Genomic DNA, 20,876 nt, shown 5'->3' on the forward strand with positions numbered 1-20,876 from the left:
AGTCATATTATAGGAAGAAATTGAATGAATCACAAATGTACGAACGAGAAATGTGTGTAACTGCCGATAAAATCTAAATTTTTCATAAATCCGTTATGAACACTCGCACCATAAAAATAGACAACACATTAGTGTTGTCTATTTTTATTATACCAGCAGTATGAGTGTTCATAACGGATTTATGTTATGGACACTCATTCTTTTTATTCAATTTCATCCGGTTTGTATGTGGTGAGCAGGTTTTGTGCCTGCACACCTTTTTTCTTATGCGGATTTAGCTGTGGGGATATACTCCACGTCTACGCCTTTTCGGGTGTTGGCTTTGTAGTTCTCGTCTTCTGATGACGGTAGCTCCAAGTAGCCGACAAAACGATAATAGATCACAATGCGTTGAGTGTAGTTCTTTTTGCCGCCTTCTTTTTCGTACACATCAATGTGGTCAATAAGCTCACGGAGCATTGGTGCTGTCAGTGAATCCATCTCCATAAACTTTCTGACAGCTTTAAGGAAATCGTCCTTGTTTTGCTCCATTTCGCTGATTTTGGCAAGGCGTTCCTTGTACTCAAAAATCTTTGTTTTCAGTTCAAGGCGTTCAACCTCATATTTGTGCGACAGCTCCATATACATCTCATCGCTCAACTTGCCGGATACATTGTCCTCGTAGGTTTTTGCGAAAAGAGAAGTGAGCATTTCATTTCGAGCGGTTGCCCGATTGAGCTCTGTTTCCAAGGTTTTCTGCTCCGCCAACATATCGGCGTTAGTTTTCTCGGCAAGAAGCTTTGCAAATTCTTCCTCGTGAGATTCCAAATACTTTGCTAAACGGCGAAGTTCTAACATCACTACCTGCTCAATGGCATCGGCTCGGATATAATGGCGGGTTTCGCAATTCCCACGGGTATCCTTCTTATAGTTGGAACAGCTGAAATAATGGATTTCCTTGTTGGTAGTATTCGTGTGATACCATAATTTGCTGCCGCAATCGGCACAGTAGAGAAAATCACAAAACATATTCTTCTCGCCGTTTTCTTGTTTAGGAGCACGGCGCTTTGTCTTTACGACAAGCGTCTGCACCAACTCAAAATCATCACGGCTAATAATTGGCTCGTGAACGTCCTTGAAGATTACCCAATTCTCTTTTGGGTTGTCGTAACGTTTCTTATTCTTATAGGATTTAGAATACGTCTTGAAGTTGATGATATCGCCGCAATACTCCTGTTGGGTTAGTATTTTGGTAACAGTGGTTTTGCACCACTTGTATTTGTTAGGCTGCGTTACCTTACCGCCTTTTCGGATACCTTTTTCTCGCCAATACGCCATAGGAATTAGTACCTTGCGCTCCTGCAAAATACGTGCGATTGTTTCATTGCTTTTGCCTTCAAGCGCCATTTTGAAGATATCACGCACGACCTGCGCAGCTTCGGGATCAATGATCCACTTCTTGGGATTATCGGGAGATTTGATATATCCATATGGCGGCGGAGCTAACGGCTCGCCTGTACTGCCTCTAATGCGATAGGATGAGCGGCATTTCTTGCTGATGTCCCTTGCGTAAAACTCATTCAGTACATTCTTGAACGGCGCAATTTCGCTTTCGCCTTCATCGCTGTCTATATTGTCATTAACGGCAATGAACCGAACATCTCTGTCGGGGAAATAGGTGTCCATATAATATCCGACCATATCGTACCGCCGTCCGAGACGGGACAGATCTTTGACAATCACGGTTGAAATATATCCGAGGTCAATGTCCTCGATCATCTTCTGAAAACCGGGACGCTCGAAATTTGTACCGGTATAGCCATCATCAACATAGTATCGGGTATTGGTCAGCCCATTTTCCTTTGCGTAACGTTTTAACAATTTCTTTTGATTAGCGACCGAGTTACTGTCGCCTTCTACGCCGTCATCACGGGACAGGCGGCAGTACAAGGCGGTAATGCCAGCCTTATCCCGTTTCTTCTTCGACTGCAATGTTGTCCTCCTTTCCGGCAGCCGAACACACATTTTCTGCTGCCATAGTATCATTTTCCTCGGTGACTATCAAATGTGCGAAATCACTTGTGAGGATTCTTTTTACACAGGTTGGAAAAGAGGTGTTGTCCTCTTTCCGTCCTGTATGCTTGAACGCCGCTGAAACAATGTAGGTAGCGCCGTTGACCTTGTATTCTTGCTCTTCGCCGTAAAGCGACTGTATAATGCTCATTATCGTTCCCCCCTGTTGCGCTGCCTGCGCCTATAATCGTCCTGCGCTAATTTGAGTAAGCGCTTGTAAATATCCTGTGGTGTGTATTTCTTCGGGAAATACTTGCTTAGTTCATCGAGCTGGAAACTGATTTTCTCACGCTGATTCGGTTTTTCCTCGGATATGATTCTTGATATGGTTTCGCTGTCAAGTTTACCTGCCTGAGAGAGCTTCTTCATTTGGATTGCTTGTGAGAGCGAAGGCGTTTTGTCCTCCAACTCTATTGCTTCAAACAAATCCTTCTGCTCATATTCGGTTAGATAGGATAGCTCCACGCCGACAGAAAAGGCTATGCGCTGTTCATCTACCATTTTGAGAATATCGGGGATGAGCTTAGTTAGACGGATATAGCGTTTTACTGTATCTTTGCTGGTTCCCTCCTGTTCGGCAATCAGCTCAGTCGATAACTTCGGTGCAAATTGCTCCGAAGTAAGATCAGTACGCTTACCTTGATGATTGAGCGCGTCTGCTTTCAACTTGTAAGCATAGGCTTTCTCGCTCGGAAGAATATGCTCCCTGTGGAGATTACTGTCCACCAGCATAATCGCCGCTTCGTCACGGCTGACGGGACGAATAAAGGCAGGAACTTCTGCAAGCCCTGCCTTCTGCGCCGCACGGAAGCGGCGGTGTCCGGATATGATTTCGTATTCGTCGGTCGTGTTTTCCAACGGGCGGACGATCAGCGGCGTCATAATGCCCTGCTGCTGAACGCTCGTTATAAGATTGTTCATTTCATCATTGTCGAGCACCTGATACGGGTGGTCTCTGAATTCGTGTAATTTGTTGATTGATATATTGGTCATCGTTCATAACTCCTTTGTTTCGTTTTATTTTGGTGATAATATTTGTACTTGTATCTGCCTTGCTCCAGCTGCTTTTCCTGTTCGATCAAAGCACGGAGTCGAGGCACTTTGTTTTCAATGCGCTCGCAGATGATGAGCTGCTTGCGCAAGGGTGTTAGCTTCTTTGTGATTTCTCTGCATTGTTCTTTTAGAGAATTATTTTCTTCGGGTGTTTTCGCTCTGCGTATTCGGTTACGGATATGCTGCCGCTCGGTTTCATAGGCTTTGATTTGCTCAGCGATTTCTTTTCTGCAAGATACAAAATCCTCTGCGCATTCCACATTGTGGTCACGGAGGAAATGATATTCCGCAAGCGTTCGGTCAAGATTTCTGATTTCTGCCCGCAGCTCTGGTGATACCGGACGGTAATCACGCTTTTGCACGTTGTTGCCCGTGATAAGCTTTGCTATCGTGATAATCAGGTCGAAAAGTGCCGTGATAACATCGGGCTCTGTTCTTTTCTCAAAATCTCTGATTCTCACTATAAGCGGCTGGCGCTGATAATACGATTTCGGAGTATAGGAATAGAAATCCACAAAGTATTTATCCTCACGCTGAGATTGCAGTCGCCCGAGTATCGCTTCTCTGGAGTAATCCTTGCCGAGACTGCTTAATCTGACAGGTTTCCGCCAGTCGGGAGCGATTACGGAAGGATGCTGATATTTGAAATTTCGGACAAACTGATAGCCGAGCGACCGCAGATATAATTCAAAATCAAACGGCTTGATCGTACAGGCTAATGCTTCATCAACATCGTGACGCAGCATATCTTTGTGTGGTACTCGTCCGCTCTTGCGTACCCAATACGCCTTGTCGCCGCCGTAGAACGGAGAGTTTTCGATCACGGATTTCCCGTGCTCACGGCAGACCTCGTCTGAAATTTCACGCAGCTTGTAATGGTCGGAAATATGATTTTCAAACTTCCGTCCGGTGCGGAACGATACACTGTTTACGACGATATGATTGTGTAGGTTTGCCGTATTCAAATGTGTCGTCACAACTATCTCATAGTCATCGCCCCACATACGCTTGGCGGTTTCAATGCCGATACGGTGCGCTTCTTCGGGTGTGACTTCTCCAGCCTGAAAGCTCTGATAACCGTGATACGCAACATTGCCGCCAAGTTTACCGTAACGCCGCTTTGTGGTCATCATCTGTTCATAGGCTCGTTTCTTCGAGCAGTTGATACCGCTGACGTACATTGTTTGGTCGGTTTTGTCGCTATTCTCAACGTAATTGAGGGTAGCGGCTAAGTCATCATCAAGATATTTGCGCTCGATAGTTTTATCAGGATTTTCAGCGTAATTGATAACATCTTTTAGCCGTACCTTGACGGGCCAGAAGCCTGTTGTTGCCACGTCGTTACCTCCTTACAGATTTGCTTGGCGGTAGATTTTTCGGGCAAAAGCAACTGTTGTTGGATTTCATCAACTGTTTCAATCAGCTTTCGCTCTGTATCGGGCGAAACCTTGTCAGCGACTTCATCACATAAGCGGCAGAGCATTTGATAGAAATGAAAAAAGACATCAGGCAGCACCGTCCTCGGCGCATACCCCAATGTCCTTTGTCTGACATATTCGGACTGAGATAAGCCGCAGCTCTCGGCGAGCTTGGCTATCTTCTTTTTCTCGGACTGCGTAACACGCAGCTCGATTCTTGCTTTTTTATCGTTCAATAATATACCTTCTTTCTTCGGGTGTTAGGGTTTCCCTAAAGATTTACAACAGCTTTGGGGCTGTTGTATTTGGAATTTGCCGTACAAATTCCCTGCTTGCTACAGTATAAGACACAGCCACGGAGTGCTATTTCTACCGTTCGGCTGTGCCTTATACGTTGTATATAGCTGTCTTAATAAACCTAAATATCTCGGTGACAAAAATGCTGTCAGTTTTTCGACAAATGTCGCCGGAAACAGCGAGATTTGTACTGTATAATAAAAGCGGTGACATTGTGCCTGATTTTCGGCTATCTTGTGACGGCAAAAGTGTCGCCTAAAAGCCCTCGAGGAATTCGAGCATATTTTCCTCGGCAGCGCTGTCTATTTCCTCTGAAATAGGAACAGCCTGCTGCAGTTGAGCAACAGGCTGAGTCAGCGTGAGCAGATTCAGCAACGGCGTCAGAGCTTTCAGGTTATCCTCGATAGTAGCGGTAACTCGGTCAAGAAAGCTATTTTCCGTCTTTCTCTCCTCTACCAAATCAAGATATTCATTGATAGAGCGTATTGCTTCCTTACTGATGGAGCGCTCTGAATTTTGCAGATATTCATATACCCGCCTATCCGCTTCAACGTCCAAGTTGAGGCGGAGTTTTAAATTCTTGATCATACCGCACCGCCGTTCTTATTGAGCTTTGTGTAGGCGATATACTCATAGCCCTTTGCCGTAGCGCAGATGTCGGAATTAATGAATACTCTGTCTTTGTCATACTCTCCGAAATGACGAACTAAACAACCGCCGCCACCGACAACATACAGCTTCATCAGCTTTGGGTTGTAATCGTGCTCACGGAGCTTGCGGAATATCTCAGCGGTATAGACTTTTGCCGACGTAATAATCGTATCAAGATATTCCCCGTCGATATCCGCTGTGCCTTTCTTGAGGACTTCGGTAATTATACTCTCGTCAAGGTTGGTGTGGTGCTCTCTCATCATCGCTTCACGGACAGCGATGGTGCATTGATACACGCCGTATTTCTCGGTGAACATATTGAGCATATCTGGCTTGCGGTCGGAAATCTTTAAAAGATTCATTGTACCGTTGCCGATGTCGCAGAGCATTGTCGTTCCCTTGAATTCTCCGAGTCTTTCGGCTATCGCCGCAAAGCCCTGCGGAAACACATCAGCGCCGATTATCTCGATATGATAATTAGTCCTGCGGAAATTGAAATCAATCGTCCGGTGTTGGAGCAGATATTTCTTGAAATCCTCCTTCTGACGTGTTACCCAAGTCAGCGGAAGCCCGGCGGCTATATATACCTTTGCGTCTGTAACACGCTCACGGTTGAGCTCACGGGCAATAGCGGCGAGCGTGAAAATATAGTAATCCTCGTCAGTAAATTTGTCCGCCGTAAATTCCTTGTGACCAACGCCGATGGAATAATACTTGTTATCCCAAACGAGCAGGTCGTTGGTGAACGGCGGCTCGATATCACTTTTGATTACGCCTGTCTGGAAACAGCAGTTAGCGGTTTTGATATTGCCGTAACCGTGGTCGATACCGATAATCGTAAAATCGTTTAGTGTTTTCATATAATCATCCTTTCAGTTTTTCGTTGTAGGCGAGTATGTCGCCATAGAGTTTTGGGAAAGCAGGCAATACACATTTCAAAAGATAGTTGCAGTATATGCCATACTTACTGATCAGCTGCACACAGCTGTGTTCTTCGCCGTCGTCGAGCAACAGGCAGTTGTCATCAATGCAGTTGCAGCACGAATGACGAACAATGCGGTTTACTCTGTCGGACAGCTCTTCGGTAATTTTCAGTACCATAGCTTGTACCTCCTTTCGTGTATTATTGAGGGCTTTTCGTCCCTCTACTGTATTAAATACACGAAAATCCGAAAACTTAGGGTTTTAAGAAAACATAGTGAAAATCAAAAAGAAAACATTAAAAAACGGCTTGAATACTGAACAATCAGAATTCGAGCCGATATTTTTATAATTTGGAAAACATAAATTTCAAAAAAATTTTCAAAATCGGAGCAAAGGGCGTTTTATGGGACACCTGTTTTGATAGACTTGATAGTGAGGAGGTGTTGATTATGGAAAAAATCAGTTTTTTCAGCGCCGATTTTCGTGACGGAAGAATACGGATCGGCAACAAAACTTACCCTGCTGGTACGTTCGCTACACACCTTTTGAATCAATATTATAATGATGATACGGCGGCTCGGTTGGCTGTATACAAACAATACAGCTGGCATTTATACGATACAATCTCTGTCGGTTATCTTGATAACAATGATGTTTTACGCTCCGGGTGGGAGATCCAACAAATCTTAAAAACCTTGCCCAAGCTGCAACCGTTCACTAAGCTGGATGTTGAAGCAGAGCGTATTAGAATATCTGAACTTTTTACAGAGGATAACGCAAGCTTTATCCGAGAGTATTTCAATGCAAAGGCTCAAATATTAGCGATGGGAATCAATGAATCTGCTTTGGATTTGCTCCCGATTGAAATAGATAAAGTTCAGCAAAAAACAGCGGACAACCTACTTAATGATATGATAACAACGCTGACTTTCTATGATCGTATCAGCAACGATATGAGGGAAGCATTTGAGGGCTTAACCGAGTTCTGCGACAGGCTTGATGAAGCGGAACGCTTCGATGAGGCACACCTATTACCGATTGCGCTGGACATATTCGGCAACGAAAAGCTTGATGTAACATCCGAGTACGTCGCAATGCGAAAGACAGCTAAAAGCAAAACGATGGTTACGGCGAGAAGGATGTTTTTTGATAATTACTACAGCTTTGTTCTGACGGATTTCTTCGAGGGCTTGCGCTACGGTCATTATCCGAGAAGGTGTCCAATCTGCAAGCGATATTTCCTGATGACTTCTGCACGGCGGCAAGTGTATTGCAATGGAAACGCCCCATACACACTGAAAGGCAAGCCCATTACTTGCCGAAAATATGCGGCGAGGATGAAGGAAAAGGAACTTTCCGAAGGCAATCCTATCAATCCTATTTACAAAAGCCGCTGTTCTGCGATTCGTGTGGAACAAAAAAGAAGCACCATCACAGCAGAGTTTGCTGCAATGGCGCTGAAGATTGCGAAAGAGTATTGGCAAAAGGCGAAGTATGATGACAGTTACGCTAACGGTCAATTCAAAATTGATATGAAGCGTGAGAATTTGTACAAAGAAACGGACAGGAGAATCAAGCAAAAGTGAGCCATATCGAGAAAAAAGAATTTGAAATATACCGCATTACTCCGCCACCGCCTCAACGGGACTTGCAGGAGTATATTCGGCTGTATGTTCAATCCGGCGACGACAAATATTTCTATTGGTTCCTACACTATTACGAGCCGACGCTAAATGAAAAGGCGAAGTCCTTTAGGAATAAATATTCAATGGAAGAACACTTTGCCGATATAAAGCAAAGCCTTGTAACAGGCTTATGTAAGGCTCTGATGAAATACGATATTACCATAGCTCCGTTTCTACCATATGCTCAGAGGTATATGGAGCGTGAGGTGCATAACTATATCCGCACAATGCGGACAGGCTATTCCGTGCAGAGCGAATTTGAATACGCCCGGCTACGTAAAGTGATGGATATTTTCAATCATTCAGGTGGTGAGTTTACGGAGGAAACCATTTCGCAAGTCGCAACGCAAATCGGTGAAAGCTATGAGAAAACAAAGTCCATCATTGAGGGCGGTATTCTTACTGAAAACTATGTAGATATTCAGAGTAACGATGAGGACGACACAGGAACGACCGACTTTCTTCTGCCGGATTCCTCGCTCAATCCCGAAAATATCTATTTCAAGCAGGAGCTTTATGATAAACTTAACGAAGCCTATGACAGCTTGGAATATACAGAGAAAATAATGCTCGCCCAACACCTCGGCTTTTGCCCGGAGTGTTTCAGCACTCGCTACGCTGACAAAACCGATTTGGACGAAAACGATAAGCCAAAAGAAAAGCCAATCAAACCGCTGCCCTATACCGACATCGCCACCGATCACGGGTTTAGTGATGCGGATACTGCGAAGAGGGTTTGTGGTAATGCAATAATAAAGCTTCGTAAGAAGATATAGAAAAGCGAGCAATAATCCCCATATCATTTTTTGACAAATTATCGCCAAAACACCTTTTTACCACAACAAAAAGCAACGAAAATGTTGTTTTGAAAAAATTTATATGGTATAATATTACTAATTATATGCATTTGTATCGAAATAGGAGAATTATTATGGCATCTACTCTTTTCAAAAATGTTCCAAGCAAAGTCGGAGACATCATAAATGATGTTATGACAGGCAGAATCGGTCTGCCTGACCTTCAACGCCCTTTTGTTTGGAGAGATAATAAAGTTAGAGAGTTACTTGACTCTATGATAAAAGGATATCCTATCGGCTATATTATGCTGTGGGAATCTCCAAATAATTATGAAACGAAGAAAAGCGGAATCGGTTCTAATGAAAAAACCTATGACGAACCGAAAGAATTAGTTATTGACGGGCAGCAAAGATTAACGGCATTAGTAGCCGCTATGTATGGCGTTAAGGTAAAAGATAAGAATTTCAAAGAACGTGAAATCAAAATCTCCTATAATCCCTTGACAAAGGAATTTGCTGTATGGTCTTCTGCTTACGAGCGTGATACTGAGTGGTTGTCTAAAATATCAGATGTATTTATAGCAGATAAAAACCATTCTGTAATTTCACTTCGCAAAAAATTCATCAAAGAAGCTAACGAAGGCAGAACAAAAAAGAATTTACCTGAGTTAACGGACGAAGAAGAAGAGTCAGTTGAGCAGAACATTAATGAGCTTTTGAATCTGTCGCAATATTCTTTGCCAACATTAGAGATAAACTACAATGCAGATGAAGAAGATGTTGCGGATATATTTGTTCGTGTCAACTCCGGCGGACAAAGTTTGACAGAGAACAATTTTATTCAAACTCTTATCTCTGTTTACGAAAACGAAACCAGCGATCAAATCAATGATTTTTGTGAGAAATCCCGTATTCCTGCTGATAATACATCTTACAATAATATCTTAGCAGTTGAACCTTCTCACTTAATTAGAATGGCTGTTGGTGTAGGTTTCAGACGAGCAAGGTTAAGATACGCTTATATGCTTTTGCGTGGTAAGAACTTAGAAACCGGTGTATTTTCCGATGAAGAACGCCAAGCGAATCTTGACAAATTTAAGGAAGCTCTTAATCGAGTTATGAACTTAAATAACTGGCACGCTTTTATCAACATTATCGCTGAAGCGGGATATATTAGCAATAAATTGATTGCATCGGCAAACGCAGTTGTATTTAGCTATGTTCTGTTTCTTATTGCTAAGTACGATTACAAGTTGGATGCGATGAATCTGAAAAAGATAATTAGTAAATGGTTCTTTATGAGTGCTATCACTTATTTCTATACAGGTTCAACCGAAAGTGAAGTGGAACGTCAGTTTGCTGATTTGAGAACCGTTAATAATGCAGATGAGTTTATCAAATATATTGACGGAGTAATTGCAACACGATTCACCGATGACTATTTTGAATACACTCTTCCAAATGAATTGAATACAGCGGCAAGCATTTCTCCTTCTTGGAATGGATATATTGCCTCTCAAATTGTACTGAATTCCAATATGCTGTTTAGCAATACTCCTATTTCAAAATATTTTATTCTTGGTGCAAGCGGAACTAAAAACGCCATAGATAAGCACCATATTTTCCCCAAGCATTATCTTACAAATATTGGCTTTACCAGCGATCGTGAACGCAACCAGTTGGCAAACTTTACTTATCTGGACTATGCTACAAACATTGATATTTCCGATAAGCCGCCGATTGAGTATGTGAGTGATTACAGAAACAAACTGGGTGAAGACGGATATAAGAAAGCTTGTGAAGAGCACGCTTTGCCGGAAAACTTTGAAAATATGGAATATAACGAGTTTTTAGCAGTGCGCAGACAGCTTATGTCAGCTGTAGTAAAACGTGCTTTCAAAGAACTGTGTAAATAAATCGGAGGTCATATTATGGCACGAAAAAAAGCAGAAGAAAAACTGAATTTGGATGCGATACTGTTTAAGTGTCGTGATATTCTTCGTAATGCGCGCAACTCCGGTTCTTTCTTTGAGAAGCGTGATATGATGCTGACGCTGGTATTCCTGCGTTTTATCGGAGAAAAGTATGAGGACGGAATTGAAAGGCTTCGACAGGATTTAATAGCACAGGGACTTGATCCTGAAGATGAAGATATCAAAGCGGCATTTTTTGATGACCCGACATTTACCGACGGAACCTATAACCTACCAAAAGACGCACAGTGGGCGACCATTATCAATACGCCTGCTCCACAGCTGAACAAAGTATTGGATAACGCACTGAAAGTTTTGTCTGACAGCGACAAGCAGCTTAAGGGATGTTTTATAAAAGGAACGTTCACAACCAGAAATCTTGCCGCAAATGATATAAAAAAGCTTGTTGATGAAGTTAATAAAATCAGCCACAAAGCATTTGGCGAGGAAAAAGACCTTATCGGTCATTGTTATGAATACTTTCTCAAAGAATTTGCCGTTAATGCCACCAAAGAAGAGGGCGAATTCTATACACCTCACGATGTTGTTGAATTGATTGCCACAATGATCGAACCGTTTGACGGTACGTTATATGAAAGCAAGACGCAAAATTTGATACAAATTAACGATTGCCCTCTCAGGGGTGTCGCATAGGGGTTAGGGGTGTCGGTTTTACAGACCGACGCGTTTTTGTATATAGGGGATGTAGTTATGGCAACGATTACAAAGAAGCAGATGGAGGAATATGAACGTCTGCGCCGGGATCGGGACAATGGACGTGTGCTTACACCAGACGGCCTGCGGCTCATCTGTGCGGCGTATGAAAATGATCCTGAGAAGATCGGCATCCACATGTTAGAAATGCTGGCGAAGTTCAGGAATGAAGGTATAATTGACTAAATCGGAATTGACGGGGTGATAACACATAATGGAAAAAGAGACAAGAAACAGTATCATTTTGTTTTTGATATTATCTTTCGTACCGATGTGGGTGTTTAGCTACATTTATTACATTATGAAATCTGATACTATCCTCTTGGTAATGATGCTGTTACCAGCGGTTGCTTCTGTAATTACCAGAGTCGTCAGAAATGAGGGCTTTGAAAGAATGCTGCTTCGCCCTCATTTAAGGAGAAACTTAAAGTGGTATTTCACAGCATATTTTGCTCCGCCTTTTATCGCTTATTTCGGCGCAGCGGTATATTTCCTTATCTTTGGAAGTGACTTTTCGCCATTGCAATCTGCTTTTGCAATACAGGAATCAATCATATCGACTAGCGAATTATTGAAAACGCTGTGCATTTTGATTCCTCTTGCAATCATAGTGAATCCTATTATGGGAATGATACAATGTTTTGGCGAGGAGTTGGGATGGCGAGGGTATCTGCTACCAAAAATCGGAGAAAAACTTTCTCCACTTTCTGCATCTATTTTTACTGGAGTGATTTGGGGACTGTGGCACGCACCGATTATAGCAATGGGCTATAATTACGGCACAAATAATCCGATTGCCGGTATTTTTGCAATGACAGTTTTCTGTACTGTTTTGGGGATTATATCTGGATTTTTGACCTATAAAGTGCGCTCTATATGGCCTGCTGTTTTGTTTCACGCCTCTATAAATGGAATGGATCGTTGGGCTCCATCTACGCTTTTTATGTCTAAAAAACCAAATATGTTTTTGGGGCCAGATCTTTTGGGCTTTATCGGTGGACTCGGTTTCATAATTATAGATGTGGTCTTAATTATGAATATGAGAAAATGGAAGAAAGGTGAGATTTAATAACAAATTCCCATTTGTTGGGATCATCAAATTGATTATTGACCATTACATAGCCGGGAACTGACACGCGAATCAGTCCCCGGCTTTTTTCATGCTCTTTTCCTGCAGCATAGGTGCACATGCGCTGCGGGAGGAGGGCTTTTTTCGTCTCTATCAACCCTATCACCCGCGTAATGCGGAATCCAAAAGGAGGAAAAAGTCTATGGCATTTTTCAACAGCGCAGTCGGCGTACTGCAGACGCTCGTCATCGCTCTCGGTGCCGGTCTCGGTATCTGGGGCGCTATCAACCTGCTCGAAGGCTACGGCAACGATAACCCCGGTGCCAATGCTCATGTACGGTAAGGAAGCAAGCAACCGAAAACAAGAGATAGACCGCCAGCACTACACTATTCCGAACCAAAGACCAAAAGATAAGCATTGTGGGAAAATCTAAACTTTTGGATTTTCCTACAATGCCAACTACGGCGGAATCCCTCCCACTCCTTATATCTTTCTGTATACATTGAATTTGTATTTAGTAAAATGCAGACAACACCACGGATCGGCTTTTGGTTGGACAATTCCAACCAAACACCACAGCAGACAGCAGAAAACATTCTGAACGCTAGGAAGCCGGTATGATTGTTACATATAAGGGGAAGAAAAATTTCTTTTAGGTACTTGCTTTCCTAAAACTGATGTGATACAATGATTTAATCCAGAAAAGGAGTAAAAAATATGCGGCAAGGTATTCTTAAATAAAACTATAATCAAATAGTGGGAACAAAGGATTATGATAGCTCCTTTTGTAGGGGCTTAGTTTTTTGTACCCAATTTAAGAATACTTTTGCCTTATCAATTTTGACATATCCCCAAAAACAGCAATCACAAACAGGTGTATGCTGTATATGTGTATGTCCGCAACTTATAATCCCCAGTGGTAAAAGTATTTTACTGCTGGGGATTTTTATGCCCTTTGGGGCTGTAAAGGGAGGACAATCACATGAAAATAATCAATATTGGAATTCTTGCCCATGTAGACGCTGGAAAGACGACCTTGACGGAGAGCCTGCTATATGCCAGCGGAGCCATTTCAGAACCGGGGAGCGTCGAAAAAGGGACAACGAGGACGGACACCATGTTTTTGGAGCGGCAGCGTGGGATTACCATTCAAGCGGCAGTCACTTCCTTCCAGTGGCACAGATGTAAAGTTAACATTGTGGATACGCCCGGCCACATGGATTTTTTGGCGGAGGTGTACCGCTCTTTGGCTGTTTTAGATGGGGCCATCTTGGTGATCTCCGCTAAAGATGGCGTGCAGGCCCAGACCCGTATTCTGTTCCATGCCCTGCGGAAAATGAACATTCCCACCGTTATCTTTATCAACAAGATCGACCAGGCTGGCGTTGATTTGCAGAGCGTGGTTCAGTCTGTTCGGGATAAGCTCTCCGCCGATATTATCATCAAGCAGACGGTGTCGCTGTCCCCGGAAATAGTCCTGGAGGAAAATACCGACATAGAAGCATGGGATGCGGTCATCGAAAATAACGATGAATTATTGGAAAAGTATATCGCAGGAGAACCAATCAGCCGGGAAAAACTTGCGCGGGAGGAACAGCAGCGGGTTCAAGACGCCTCCCTGTTCCCAGTCTATCATGGCAGCGCCAAAAATGGCCTTGGCATTCAACCGTTGATGGATGCGGTGACAGGGCTGTTCCAACCGATTGGGGAACAGGGGGGCGCCGCCCTATGCGGCAGCGTTTTCAAGGTTGAGTACACCGATTGCGGCCAGCGGCGTGTCTATCTACGGTTATACAGCGGAACGCTGCGCCTGCGGGATACGGTGGCCCTGGCCGGGAGAGAAAAGCTGAAAATCACAGAGATGCGTATTCCATCCAAAGGGGAAATTGTTCGGACAGACACCGCTTATCAGGGTGAAATTGTTATCCTTCCCAGCGACAGCGTGAGGTTAAACGATGTATTAGGGGACCAAACCCGGCTCCCTCGTAAAAGGTGGCGCGAGGACCCCCTCCCCATGCTGCGGACGACGATTGCGCCGAAAACGGCAGCGCAAAGAGAACGGCTGCTGGACGCTCTTACGCAACTTGCGGATACTGACCCGCTTTTGCGTTGCGAAGTGGATTCCATCACCCATGAGATCATTCTTTCTTTTTTGGGCCGGGTGCAGTTGGAGGTTGTTTCCGCTTTGCTGTCGGAAAAATACAAGCTTGAAACAGTGGTAAAGGAACCCTCCGTCATTTATATGGAGCGGCCGCTCAAAGCAGCCAGCCACACCATCCATATCGAGGTGCCGCCCAACCCGTTTTGGGCATCCATAGGACTGTCTGTTACACCACTCTCGCTTGGCTCCGGTGTACAATACGAGAGCCGGGTTTCGCTGGGATACTTGAACCAGAGTTTTCAAAACGCTGTCAGGGATGGTATCCGTTACGGGCTGGAGCAGGGCTTGTTCGGCTGGAACGTAACGGACTGTAAGATTTGCTTTGAATACGGGCTTTATTACAGTCCGGTCAGCACGCCGGCGGACTTCCGCTCATTGGCCCCGATTGTATTGGAACAGGCATTGAAGGAATCGGGGACGCAGCTGCTGGAACCTTATCTCTCCTTCATCCTCTATGCGCCCCAGGAATACCTTTCCAGGGCTTATCATGATGCACCGAAATACTGTGCCACCATCGAAACGGCCCAGGTAAAAAAGGATGAAGTTGTCTTTACTGGCGAGATTCCCGCCCGCTGTATACAGGCATACCGTACTGATCTGGCCTTTTACACCAACGGGCGGAGCGTATGCCTTACAGAGCTGAAAGGATATCAGGCCGCTGTCGGTCAGCCGGTCATCCAGCCCCGCCGTCCAAACAGCCGCCTGGACAAGGTGCGCCATATGTTTCAGAAGGTAATGTAAAGATACATAATCGTCAAGACGGCAACAATCAGAAGTTATGGAGGGTAACAATGGAATATAGTAAGGAAGATTTAATGGAAGCAAAAAAGCAAATTTGGGGAGTGGGAGAGAACATGGGAACAGAGGAAAGTAAAAAAATCTGGGAGGAGAACGCACAATTTTGGGATAATGCAATGGGTGACGAATCTAATGAATTTCACAGAGAGGTAGTGCGTCCCAAAGTAACGGAACTTCTATCTCCTAATCCTGCGGATTACATTTTGGATATTGCGTGTGGCAATGGAAATTATTCTTCGTATCTTGCACAAAGAGGCGCTTCGGTTGTCGCTTTTGATTACAGCAAAAAAATGATAGAATTGGCTAAAAGACGGCGAACCGCTTGGATCAAGTATTTGAACACACATGGGTATTCGACAACGTTGGTACGCAGACATGGTCAGGGCGGCGTCTCTATTTTTCAAACCATGATGAAGTCAGGCCGAGAGCAGAGACGAACTATATCGACATTCCTGACACGCCACCGAATCATACTGCGACAGTTTCCGTTCGCATAGATCCACGAAGTTTTGAAAAAAGATCGGAGTGCCTGTGGATAATGGTAGATGATCAGGGAAGGAACTGCTTCCCTCATGGCAGTCAATTTACAATTATTGTTGATGTTACATTTCAAGCAGGGAGTTAATGGAGGTTTGTACTGTGAGCGATATGAATGTAGAAAAATGGTCAACATTAAAAGAGGTGCAGGCTTATCTTGGGGTTGGTAGGGAGACCATACTCACATGGATCGCCAAACGAAATATGCCTGCATACAAAGTCGGTCGGCTTTGGAAATTCAAATTATCAGAGGTGGATGACTGGATTCGCTCTGGAGGAGCTGCCGATGATAAAAATGATGATAAGAATGAGGACTGAGTCCGTTTTATGGGACAGCGTATTTGATACGCTTATTATGGCAATTAATTCTGGATAAGCAGATCCGCAATACGATCAAACAGTTCATGCAGGTCAAGAACACCGTAACATGGGCAGAACATTCCGGTGATTTGCGTAAGGCCATACAGGATGGCAAGCTGCGAAAAAGCAGAGGGAAGGACTGTCTATTGATGAATTGGCTTCTTGGGTCATGGAACACCGATTAGAGGTATGTCATTGGTTTACGGTTGATACCTTTACCCATTTGAAACATGGCGGGCGGGTTTCAGGTGCCGCAGCCGCAATGGGAACGGCTTTGCAGATCAAACCGTTGCTTCATGTGGACAGCGAAGGAAAGCTGCAAGCAGTGGAAAAACCTCGTGGAAGAAAAAAGGCTGTTACCACTCAGATTGCCCGAATGGAACAGGGCTGGAAACCTGAACTTGGTAAATCGATTCTGATAGGTCATGCCGATGACCCTGAAGCAGCAGATATGCTGAAAGAAAGGTTGTTGGAACAATTCCCGGATTCTGAGATTTGTATTGCTTATATTGGCCCTATCATCGGAGCACACACCGGTCCCGGCGCACTGGCATTGATTTACTGGGGAAATAATCGATGACGGAGGATTTGTAGATACGCAAAAAAGCATTCTCCATCATAGAAAAATATAGTTTTGTTTAGAGCTGCCGGGTAACTTATGCTCGGCAGCTTTGAACTGTCTGCTAGAAGTAGTAGGAGGTGAACATATGGTTCCGCATGTATTGGGCGTAGGATACGCCTATAATGAATATGAGGTTACTGCTGGCCGATGGAAAGAATTTGAAATTGAATTTGACTATGCTGATAATATTAAACAAGCGGCCGCAATGCTGTCTTTTAAAGAATATATATGCGTAGCTATTTGCTCTGATGTGATTCCACAAGACGATTTGGATATCTTGAGACAAAAACGTGCGGTACCAATTATTGTTGTGCCACCTTCATATTCGGAGGAACAGCGGTATGCATGTGTCCATTTTGGTGCTGCTCAATATTTACATACCTATAATCATCCTATGGTAGAAATGTTTTCAGAGAAAAATAGTATGAGAAATTGTTTGAAAATAATCTTCGTTGGTCTAACAGTATAAAAAGAAAACTTTTGAATTATACTCCAAAATACTTGACCGATTCGGTTATTGGTGCTATACTCTAAATAACCGAAACGGTTAATATGTAAAAAGGAGGAAATGAATTGGACAAATTTTTGGCCCTGACCGAAGAAAAGAGATTGACCATTCTCAATGCGGCGTTCCAGTGCTTCGGCAAGTTTGGTTATGAAAAAGCCTCAATCAATGATATTGCGGTAGCCGCACACATTTCCAAAGCGTCTGTGTTTCAGTATTTCGGCAGTAAAAAGCAGCTCTACATTTACCTACTGGAATACTGCAAGAAAATCATAGAGGGAATATTTGACAAGGAATCCCTCAATTCCCAAACAGATTTGTTCGACAGAATCCTGGCATCCAGCCACATGAAAATGGAGGGGCTCCAAAATCAGCCTTTTATCTTGCAGTTTATTACCAGTGCCTGGGAGGAAACTTCTCCCGAGGTGGCAGATACGCTAGCGATCCTGACGGAGGAGGCCAGCGGATTCCGAAACGATCTTGTTCTGCGGGAAGAGGATGCTTTGAAATTCAAAAACCCGGAGGATGCCCAGCCGGTCTTTCAAATGCTGCTTCTGATGGCCGAGGGCTATGCGGCCCGGTACCGTGGGGCGGCGGCCTTCGATTTTCAGGCTGTCATGGAGGATTTTGAGGAGAACATCGCAATTCTGCGGAAAAATTTTTATAAGGAGGAGTATCAAAAATGAGTGAGCAAGCAATCGTCTTAAACCAGCTGACCAAGCACTATGGAACCCATCGGGGGATCAATGACCTCAGTTTCTCGGTGAATGAGGGCGAGTTTTTCGGCTTCATTGGCCCCAACGGTGCAGGGAAATCCACCACCATCCGCACGCTGATGGGCCTGATCCATCCCAGCGGCGGCAACGCCTCTATTTTCGGTCTGGACTGCCAGACCAAGGCCAGTGTCATTGCCAGAGATGTGGGCTACCTTCCCAGCGAGAACAGCTATTATGAAAACATGAAGGTGCGGGAACTGCTGCAATACACCGCTGACCTGTACGGCATGGACTGCGAAACGAAAATGTATGAGCTGTCTGAGCGCCTCAATCTGGATCTGACCCGGAAAATCGAAGACCTGTCTCTGGGTAACAAGAAAAAGGTGGGTATCGTGTCTGCCATTATGACTTCACCCAAACTGATCATTATGGACGAACCCACCAGCGGGTTAGACCCACTGATCCAGCAGGCTTTCTACGATATTCTGAAGGAGGAAAACAGCCGGGGCGCTACCGTGTTTTTTTCCTCCCATGTGCTGAGTGAGGTACAGAAACTGTGTGACCGGGTGGCCATTCTGAAAGAAGGACATCTTATTGGCATACAGCCCATCAAAGAACTGCGTGAGAGCGGCTATAAAAAAGTCACTCTGAGTGCAAAGGAGGCTATCCCTCGCGATTTCTTTAATTTGTCCGGCATTGCGAACTATGCGGAGACTGCGGACAAGACCTCTGTTTCCTTTATGTATAACGGCAATATCACGGCGATCATTGACAAGCTTCACCTGCTGCATTTGGACGATGTGCTTTTGGAAGAGCCCTCTCTGGAGGAGATCTTCATGCACTACTACGAGTAGGGAGGTGTCAGGCATGATCATTTTGAAATATGAACTGAAAAGGCACCGCAAATATATTTTGGGTTGGGCCATCGCCTTGGCTCTGTGTGTTTTTGTGATGACGCCTACCTATTACAGCTTTATGGATGTTTCCACCGGAGACCTCTATGAAACGCTGGGTACGAGTGATTTTTACAAGGGCGTTGGCGTGTCCATGGAATATCTGACCTCACCGTTGGGCATTTATGCGTTTCTCACCAGCTTTTTTATGATTGCGTCCGGTATTTTCGGGATGCACTTCGGTATCGCCATTCACACCAAGGAGTGCTCGGAGCGAACCTCTGAATATCTGTTTACAAAACCCCATACCCGAAAAACGATTTACTGGGCAAAGGCGTTCACGGTTTTTTTCGGCGTAGTGGTCGTGAGCATGGTATATCTTCTCGCCTCTTTTTTGGCGCTGGCCCTGTTTCGCTCCGGTATTGACTGGGGAGAGTTCTTTCTGATTGCTCTTTCCCTTATGCTGGTCACGCTGTTCCTTGCAGCTATGGGGCTTTTGGTAGGAATTCTTTTTTCACGCAATCGAAGACCACTTTTGACTGCCGGGTTAATTGTCTTTGTCGAGTACTGCGTCACCAGCTTCTCCAACATTGTCAGCAACCGTGCCATTAGTTTTCTGTCCCCGTACTCGTTCTTTAGTGCGGCTGAGATTTCCAAATCTGGCTTTTATGAGTTGGATTACTTGGGATGGTGTGTACTGCTGTTTGCCCTGTTTTTGGTGCTGTCTTATCGTGTCTTTTTGAAAAAAGACATCCAGTTCCGCTCATGAGGGGGTGCAAAGATGAAAACATTGGTGAAAAACGAATTCCGCCAAACCAGAAAGACCCTGCTGATCTGGCTGGGGATCATGTTACTGCTGTGCGGATTCTGCTATTTTGAACTTTTATCCTTGAAGGACAGTCTGGATGAGATGGCCCGGACAGTCGGCCAATTTCCTCGCTTGATCATGATCATGTTCGGTGTGAAAGGGGATCTCACGACTGCCCTTGGTTGGTACGCGTGTATCTATTTTTGGGAGGGGCTGTTGGCCTTTGCCTATGCAATCTCTCTGGGCCTGTCCTGTGTGGCGAGGGAAAAGAAATTTGGAACATCCGAATACCTGTTCACAAAGCCTGTGGAGCGGAAAACCATTGTTCTGGCGAAGGTGATCGTTTCAGCAGTGAACCTGCTGGTGTTCGCCCTGTTCAGCGGCGTGTGCAATTATTTCACGATCGTTCTTCCTTTGGGCGGTCTGGATCAGCCGGGAGCGGTGCTTTCCACAACGATGGGAATGTTCTTTACCCAGCTTCTCTTTTTTGCCTTGGGTCTGCTGTTTGCCAGCCTTTTCAAATCTTATAAGGCCGCGGTACGCGCCGGTACGGTTTTCGTATTGGCCGCCTATGTGTTGGCCTTTACTGCCGAGTACACAGGGAATCGTTTCTTGGATTATCTGACCCCTCTGCGGTACTATGATGTGTATGAAGTAGCACTAAATGGCGTCTATCTTTCCTACATCGTCTTAACAGTACTCATTGTGGGCGCGTGTGTAATGGTTTCTACAAGGCGGTGGAAACTGCGTGAGTTGTAAATGTAATTGTCCATAGATATTCTATAAGTCAGCAGGAAAACTTTAATGTTGTATCTATTACTACTGCACAAAAATGTTATTAT

General features: G+C 44.4%; 23 protein-coding genes and 2 pseudogenes. 17 read left to right on the forward strand and 8 right to left on the reverse strand.

Going from position 1 to position 20,876, the window contains the following annotated elements:
* Positions 1-264 precede the first annotated feature (264 nt).
* From E5Z56_RS07810 to E5Z56_RS07840, 8 genes are all read right to left on the reverse strand, one after another.
* The gene (locus tag E5Z56_RS07810) at positions 265-1,971 is read right to left on the reverse strand and encodes a recombinase family protein (RefSeq protein ID WP_175405425.1); all 1,707 of its coding nucleotides are present in this window, start codon (positions 1,969-1,971) and stop codon (positions 265-267) included.
* Positions 1,946-2,203: a hypothetical protein gene (locus tag E5Z56_RS11700; protein WP_175405426.1), complete on the reverse strand. Its 258-nt coding sequence runs from the start codon at positions 2,201-2,203 to the stop codon at positions 1,946-1,948. Before E5Z56_RS11700 ends, E5Z56_RS07810 begins: the two co-directional genes overlap by 26 nt.
* Positions 2,203-3,045 carry a ParB/RepB/Spo0J family partition protein gene (locus E5Z56_RS07815; RefSeq protein ID WP_138157310.1) on the reverse strand — a complete coding sequence of 281 codons (843 nt, stop codon included), beginning with the start codon at positions 3,043-3,045 and terminating at the stop codon, positions 2,203-2,205. The genes E5Z56_RS11700 and E5Z56_RS07815 overlap by 1 nt, the downstream gene beginning before the upstream one ends.
* Complete coding sequence (locus tag E5Z56_RS07820) at positions 3,042-4,442, reverse strand: relaxase/mobilization nuclease domain-containing protein (RefSeq protein ID WP_138157311.1); 1,401 nt, start codon at positions 4,440-4,442, stop codon at positions 3,042-3,044. The genes E5Z56_RS07815 and E5Z56_RS07820 overlap by 4 nt, the downstream gene beginning before the upstream one ends.
* The gene (locus E5Z56_RS07825; RefSeq protein ID WP_175405427.1) at positions 4,403-4,759 is read right to left on the reverse strand and encodes a plasmid mobilization protein; all 357 of its coding nucleotides are present in this window, start codon (positions 4,757-4,759) and stop codon (positions 4,403-4,405) included. The genes E5Z56_RS07820 and E5Z56_RS07825 overlap by 40 nt, the downstream gene beginning before the upstream one ends.
* A gap of 316 nt (positions 4,760-5,075) precedes the next feature.
* Positions 5,076-5,408, reverse strand: coding sequence for a hypothetical protein (locus E5Z56_RS07830; protein WP_138157313.1), 333 nt, complete (start codon positions 5,406-5,408; stop codon positions 5,076-5,078).
* Positions 5,405-6,331: a ParM/StbA family protein gene (locus tag E5Z56_RS07835; protein ID WP_138157314.1), complete on the reverse strand. Its 927-nt coding sequence runs from the start codon at positions 6,329-6,331 to the stop codon at positions 5,405-5,407. Before E5Z56_RS07835 ends, E5Z56_RS07830 begins: the two co-directional genes overlap by 4 nt.
* Positions 6,332-6,335: 4 nt before the next feature.
* Positions 6,336-6,572 carry a cysteine-rich VLP protein gene (locus E5Z56_RS07840; RefSeq protein ID WP_138157315.1) on the reverse strand — a complete coding sequence of 79 codons (237 nt, stop codon included), beginning with the start codon at positions 6,570-6,572 and terminating at the stop codon, positions 6,336-6,338.
* A 272-nt stretch (positions 6,573-6,844) separates the two neighbouring features.
* Between E5Z56_RS07840 and E5Z56_RS07845 the strand changes: the two genes are divergently transcribed.
* The 17 genes and pseudogenes from E5Z56_RS07845 to E5Z56_RS07930 all read left to right on the forward strand — a co-directional run bounded on the left by E5Z56_RS07845 (position 6,845) and on the right by E5Z56_RS07930 (position 20,793).
* Positions 6,845-7,981, forward strand: a complete 1,137-nt coding sequence (locus E5Z56_RS07845; RefSeq protein ID WP_138157316.1) for a DUF6076 domain-containing protein — start codon at positions 6,845-6,847, stop codon at positions 7,979-7,981.
* Positions 7,978-8,856: a hypothetical protein gene (locus E5Z56_RS07850; protein WP_138157317.1), complete on the forward strand. Its 879-nt coding sequence runs from the start codon at positions 7,978-7,980 to the stop codon at positions 8,854-8,856. Before E5Z56_RS07845 ends, E5Z56_RS07850 begins: the two co-directional genes overlap by 4 nt.
* A 155-nt stretch (positions 8,857-9,011) precedes the next feature.
* Positions 9,012-10,793, forward strand: a complete 1,782-nt coding sequence (locus E5Z56_RS07855; RefSeq protein WP_138157318.1) for a GmrSD restriction endonuclease domain-containing protein — start codon at positions 9,012-9,014, stop codon at positions 10,791-10,793.
* Positions 10,794-10,808: 15 nt separating this feature from the next.
* Entirely contained in the window at positions 10,809-11,504 is a 696-nt protein-coding gene (locus E5Z56_RS07860; RefSeq protein ID WP_232842417.1) for an N-6 DNA methylase, read from the forward strand.
* A gap of 57 nt (positions 11,505-11,561) precedes the next feature.
* A complete protein-coding gene (locus E5Z56_RS07865) occupies positions 11,562-11,750 on the forward strand; it encodes a cytochrome C (protein WP_138157319.1) in 189 nt (62 codons plus the stop codon).
* Between the two features lie 28 nt (positions 11,751-11,778).
* Positions 11,779-12,633 carry a CPBP family intramembrane glutamic endopeptidase gene (locus tag E5Z56_RS07870; protein ID WP_138157320.1) on the forward strand — a complete coding sequence of 285 codons (855 nt, stop codon included), beginning with the start codon at positions 11,779-11,781 and terminating at the stop codon, positions 12,631-12,633.
* 202 nt (positions 12,634-12,835) lie between these two features.
* Positions 12,836-12,964 (forward strand): annotated as a pseudogene (locus E5Z56_RS07875) (Maff2 family mobile element protein); the annotation flags it as partial.
* Between the two features lie 652 nt (positions 12,965-13,616).
* Entirely contained in the window at positions 13,617-15,536 is a 1,920-nt protein-coding gene (tet(W), locus tag E5Z56_RS07885) for a tetracycline resistance ribosomal protection protein Tet(W) (RefSeq protein WP_002586627.1), read from the forward strand.
* Between the two features lie 173 nt (positions 15,537-15,709).
* Positions 15,710-15,907: pseudogene (locus E5Z56_RS12330) on the forward strand (class I SAM-dependent methyltransferase); the annotation flags it as partial.
* Between the two features lie 8 nt (positions 15,908-15,915).
* Positions 15,916-16,218, forward strand: coding sequence for an NBR1-Ig-like domain-containing protein (locus E5Z56_RS12215; RefSeq protein ID WP_138157321.1), 303 nt, complete (start codon positions 15,916-15,918; stop codon positions 16,216-16,218).
* Positions 16,219-16,241: 23 nt separating this feature from the next.
* Positions 16,242-16,448, forward strand: coding sequence for a helix-turn-helix domain-containing protein (locus tag E5Z56_RS07900; RefSeq protein WP_138157974.1), 207 nt, complete (start codon positions 16,242-16,244; stop codon positions 16,446-16,448).
* 211 nt (positions 16,449-16,659) lie between these two features.
* Entirely contained in the window at positions 16,660-17,070 is a 411-nt protein-coding gene (locus tag E5Z56_RS07905; RefSeq protein WP_232842502.1) for a DegV family protein, read from the forward strand.
* A 127-nt stretch (positions 17,071-17,197) separates the two neighbouring features.
* On the forward strand, positions 17,198-17,581 hold the full coding sequence (locus tag E5Z56_RS07910; RefSeq protein ID WP_232842418.1) for a hypothetical protein: 384 nt from the start codon (positions 17,198-17,200) through the stop codon (positions 17,579-17,581).
* Between the two features lie 104 nt (positions 17,582-17,685).
* Positions 17,686-18,303: a TetR/AcrR family transcriptional regulator gene (locus E5Z56_RS07915; protein WP_138157322.1), complete on the forward strand. Its 618-nt coding sequence runs from the start codon at positions 17,686-17,688 to the stop codon at positions 18,301-18,303.
* Positions 18,300-19,187: an ABC transporter ATP-binding protein gene (locus E5Z56_RS07920; RefSeq protein ID WP_026649870.1), complete on the forward strand. Its 888-nt coding sequence runs from the start codon at positions 18,300-18,302 to the stop codon at positions 19,185-19,187. Before E5Z56_RS07915 ends, E5Z56_RS07920 begins: the two co-directional genes overlap by 4 nt.
* 13 nt (positions 19,188-19,200) lie before the next feature.
* The gene (locus E5Z56_RS07925) at positions 19,201-19,995 is read left to right on the forward strand and encodes an ABC transporter permease subunit (RefSeq protein WP_138157323.1); all 795 of its coding nucleotides are present in this window, start codon (positions 19,201-19,203) and stop codon (positions 19,993-19,995) included.
* Positions 19,996-20,007: 12 nt separating this feature from the next.
* Positions 20,008-20,793 carry an ABC transporter permease subunit gene (locus tag E5Z56_RS07930; protein WP_002587446.1) on the forward strand — a complete coding sequence of 262 codons (786 nt, stop codon included), beginning with the start codon at positions 20,008-20,010 and terminating at the stop codon, positions 20,791-20,793.
* The last annotated feature ends 83 nt before the right edge of the window (positions 20,794-20,876 follow it).

It is taken from the genome of Ruminococcus bovis (assembly GCF_005601135.1).
Classification (GTDB): domain Bacteria; phylum Bacillota; class Clostridia; order Oscillospirales; family Acutalibacteraceae; genus Ruminococcoides; species Ruminococcoides bovis.

Bases quoted from the DNA above. Each gene is read 5' to 3' on its own strand.
- E5Z56_RS07910 (WP_232842418.1), top strand. From the start codon at position 17,198: ATGGTTCCGCATGTATTGGGCGTAGGATACGCCTATAATGAATATGAG.
- E5Z56_RS07835 (WP_138157314.1), bottom strand. From the start codon at position 6,331: ATGAAAACACTAAACGATTTTACGATTATCGGTATCGACCACGGTTAC.
- E5Z56_RS07840 (WP_138157315.1), bottom strand. From the start codon at position 6,572: ATGGTACTGAAAATTACCGAAGAGCTGTCCGACAGAGTAAACCGCATT.
- E5Z56_RS07930 (WP_002587446.1), top strand. From the start codon at position 20,008: ATGAAAACATTGGTGAAAAACGAATTCCGCCAAACCAGAAAGACCCTG.
- E5Z56_RS07815 (WP_138157310.1), bottom strand. From the start codon at position 3,045: ATGACCAATATATCAATCAACAAATTACACGAATTCAGAGACCACCCG.
- E5Z56_RS07860 (WP_232842417.1), top strand. From the start codon at position 10,809: ATGGCACGAAAAAAAGCAGAAGAAAAACTGAATTTGGATGCGATACTG.
- E5Z56_RS11700 (WP_175405426.1), bottom strand. From the start codon at position 2,203: ATGAGCATTATACAGTCGCTTTACGGCGAAGAGCAAGAATACAAGGTC.
- E5Z56_RS07870 (WP_138157320.1), top strand. From the start codon at position 11,779: ATGGAAAAAGAGACAAGAAACAGTATCATTTTGTTTTTGATATTATCT.
- E5Z56_RS07925 (WP_138157323.1), top strand. From the start codon at position 19,201: ATGATCATTTTGAAATATGAACTGAAAAGGCACCGCAAATATATTTTG.
- E5Z56_RS07855 (WP_138157318.1), top strand. From the start codon at position 9,012: ATGGCATCTACTCTTTTCAAAAATGTTCCAAGCAAAGTCGGAGACATC.
- E5Z56_RS07920 (WP_026649870.1), top strand. From the start codon at position 18,300: ATGAGTGAGCAAGCAATCGTCTTAAACCAGCTGACCAAGCACTATGGA.
- E5Z56_RS07845 (WP_138157316.1), top strand. From the start codon at position 6,845: ATGGAAAAAATCAGTTTTTTCAGCGCCGATTTTCGTGACGGAAGAATA.
- E5Z56_RS07830 (WP_138157313.1), bottom strand. From the start codon at position 5,408: ATGATCAAGAATTTAAAACTCCGCCTCAACTTGGACGTTGAAGCGGAT.
- E5Z56_RS07865 (WP_138157319.1), top strand. From the start codon at position 11,562: ATGGCAACGATTACAAAGAAGCAGATGGAGGAATATGAACGTCTGCGC.
- E5Z56_RS07905 (WP_232842502.1), top strand. From the start codon at position 16,660: ATGGAACACCGATTAGAGGTATGTCATTGGTTTACGGTTGATACCTTT.
- E5Z56_RS07900 (WP_138157974.1), top strand. From the start codon at position 16,242: ATGAATGTAGAAAAATGGTCAACATTAAAAGAGGTGCAGGCTTATCTT.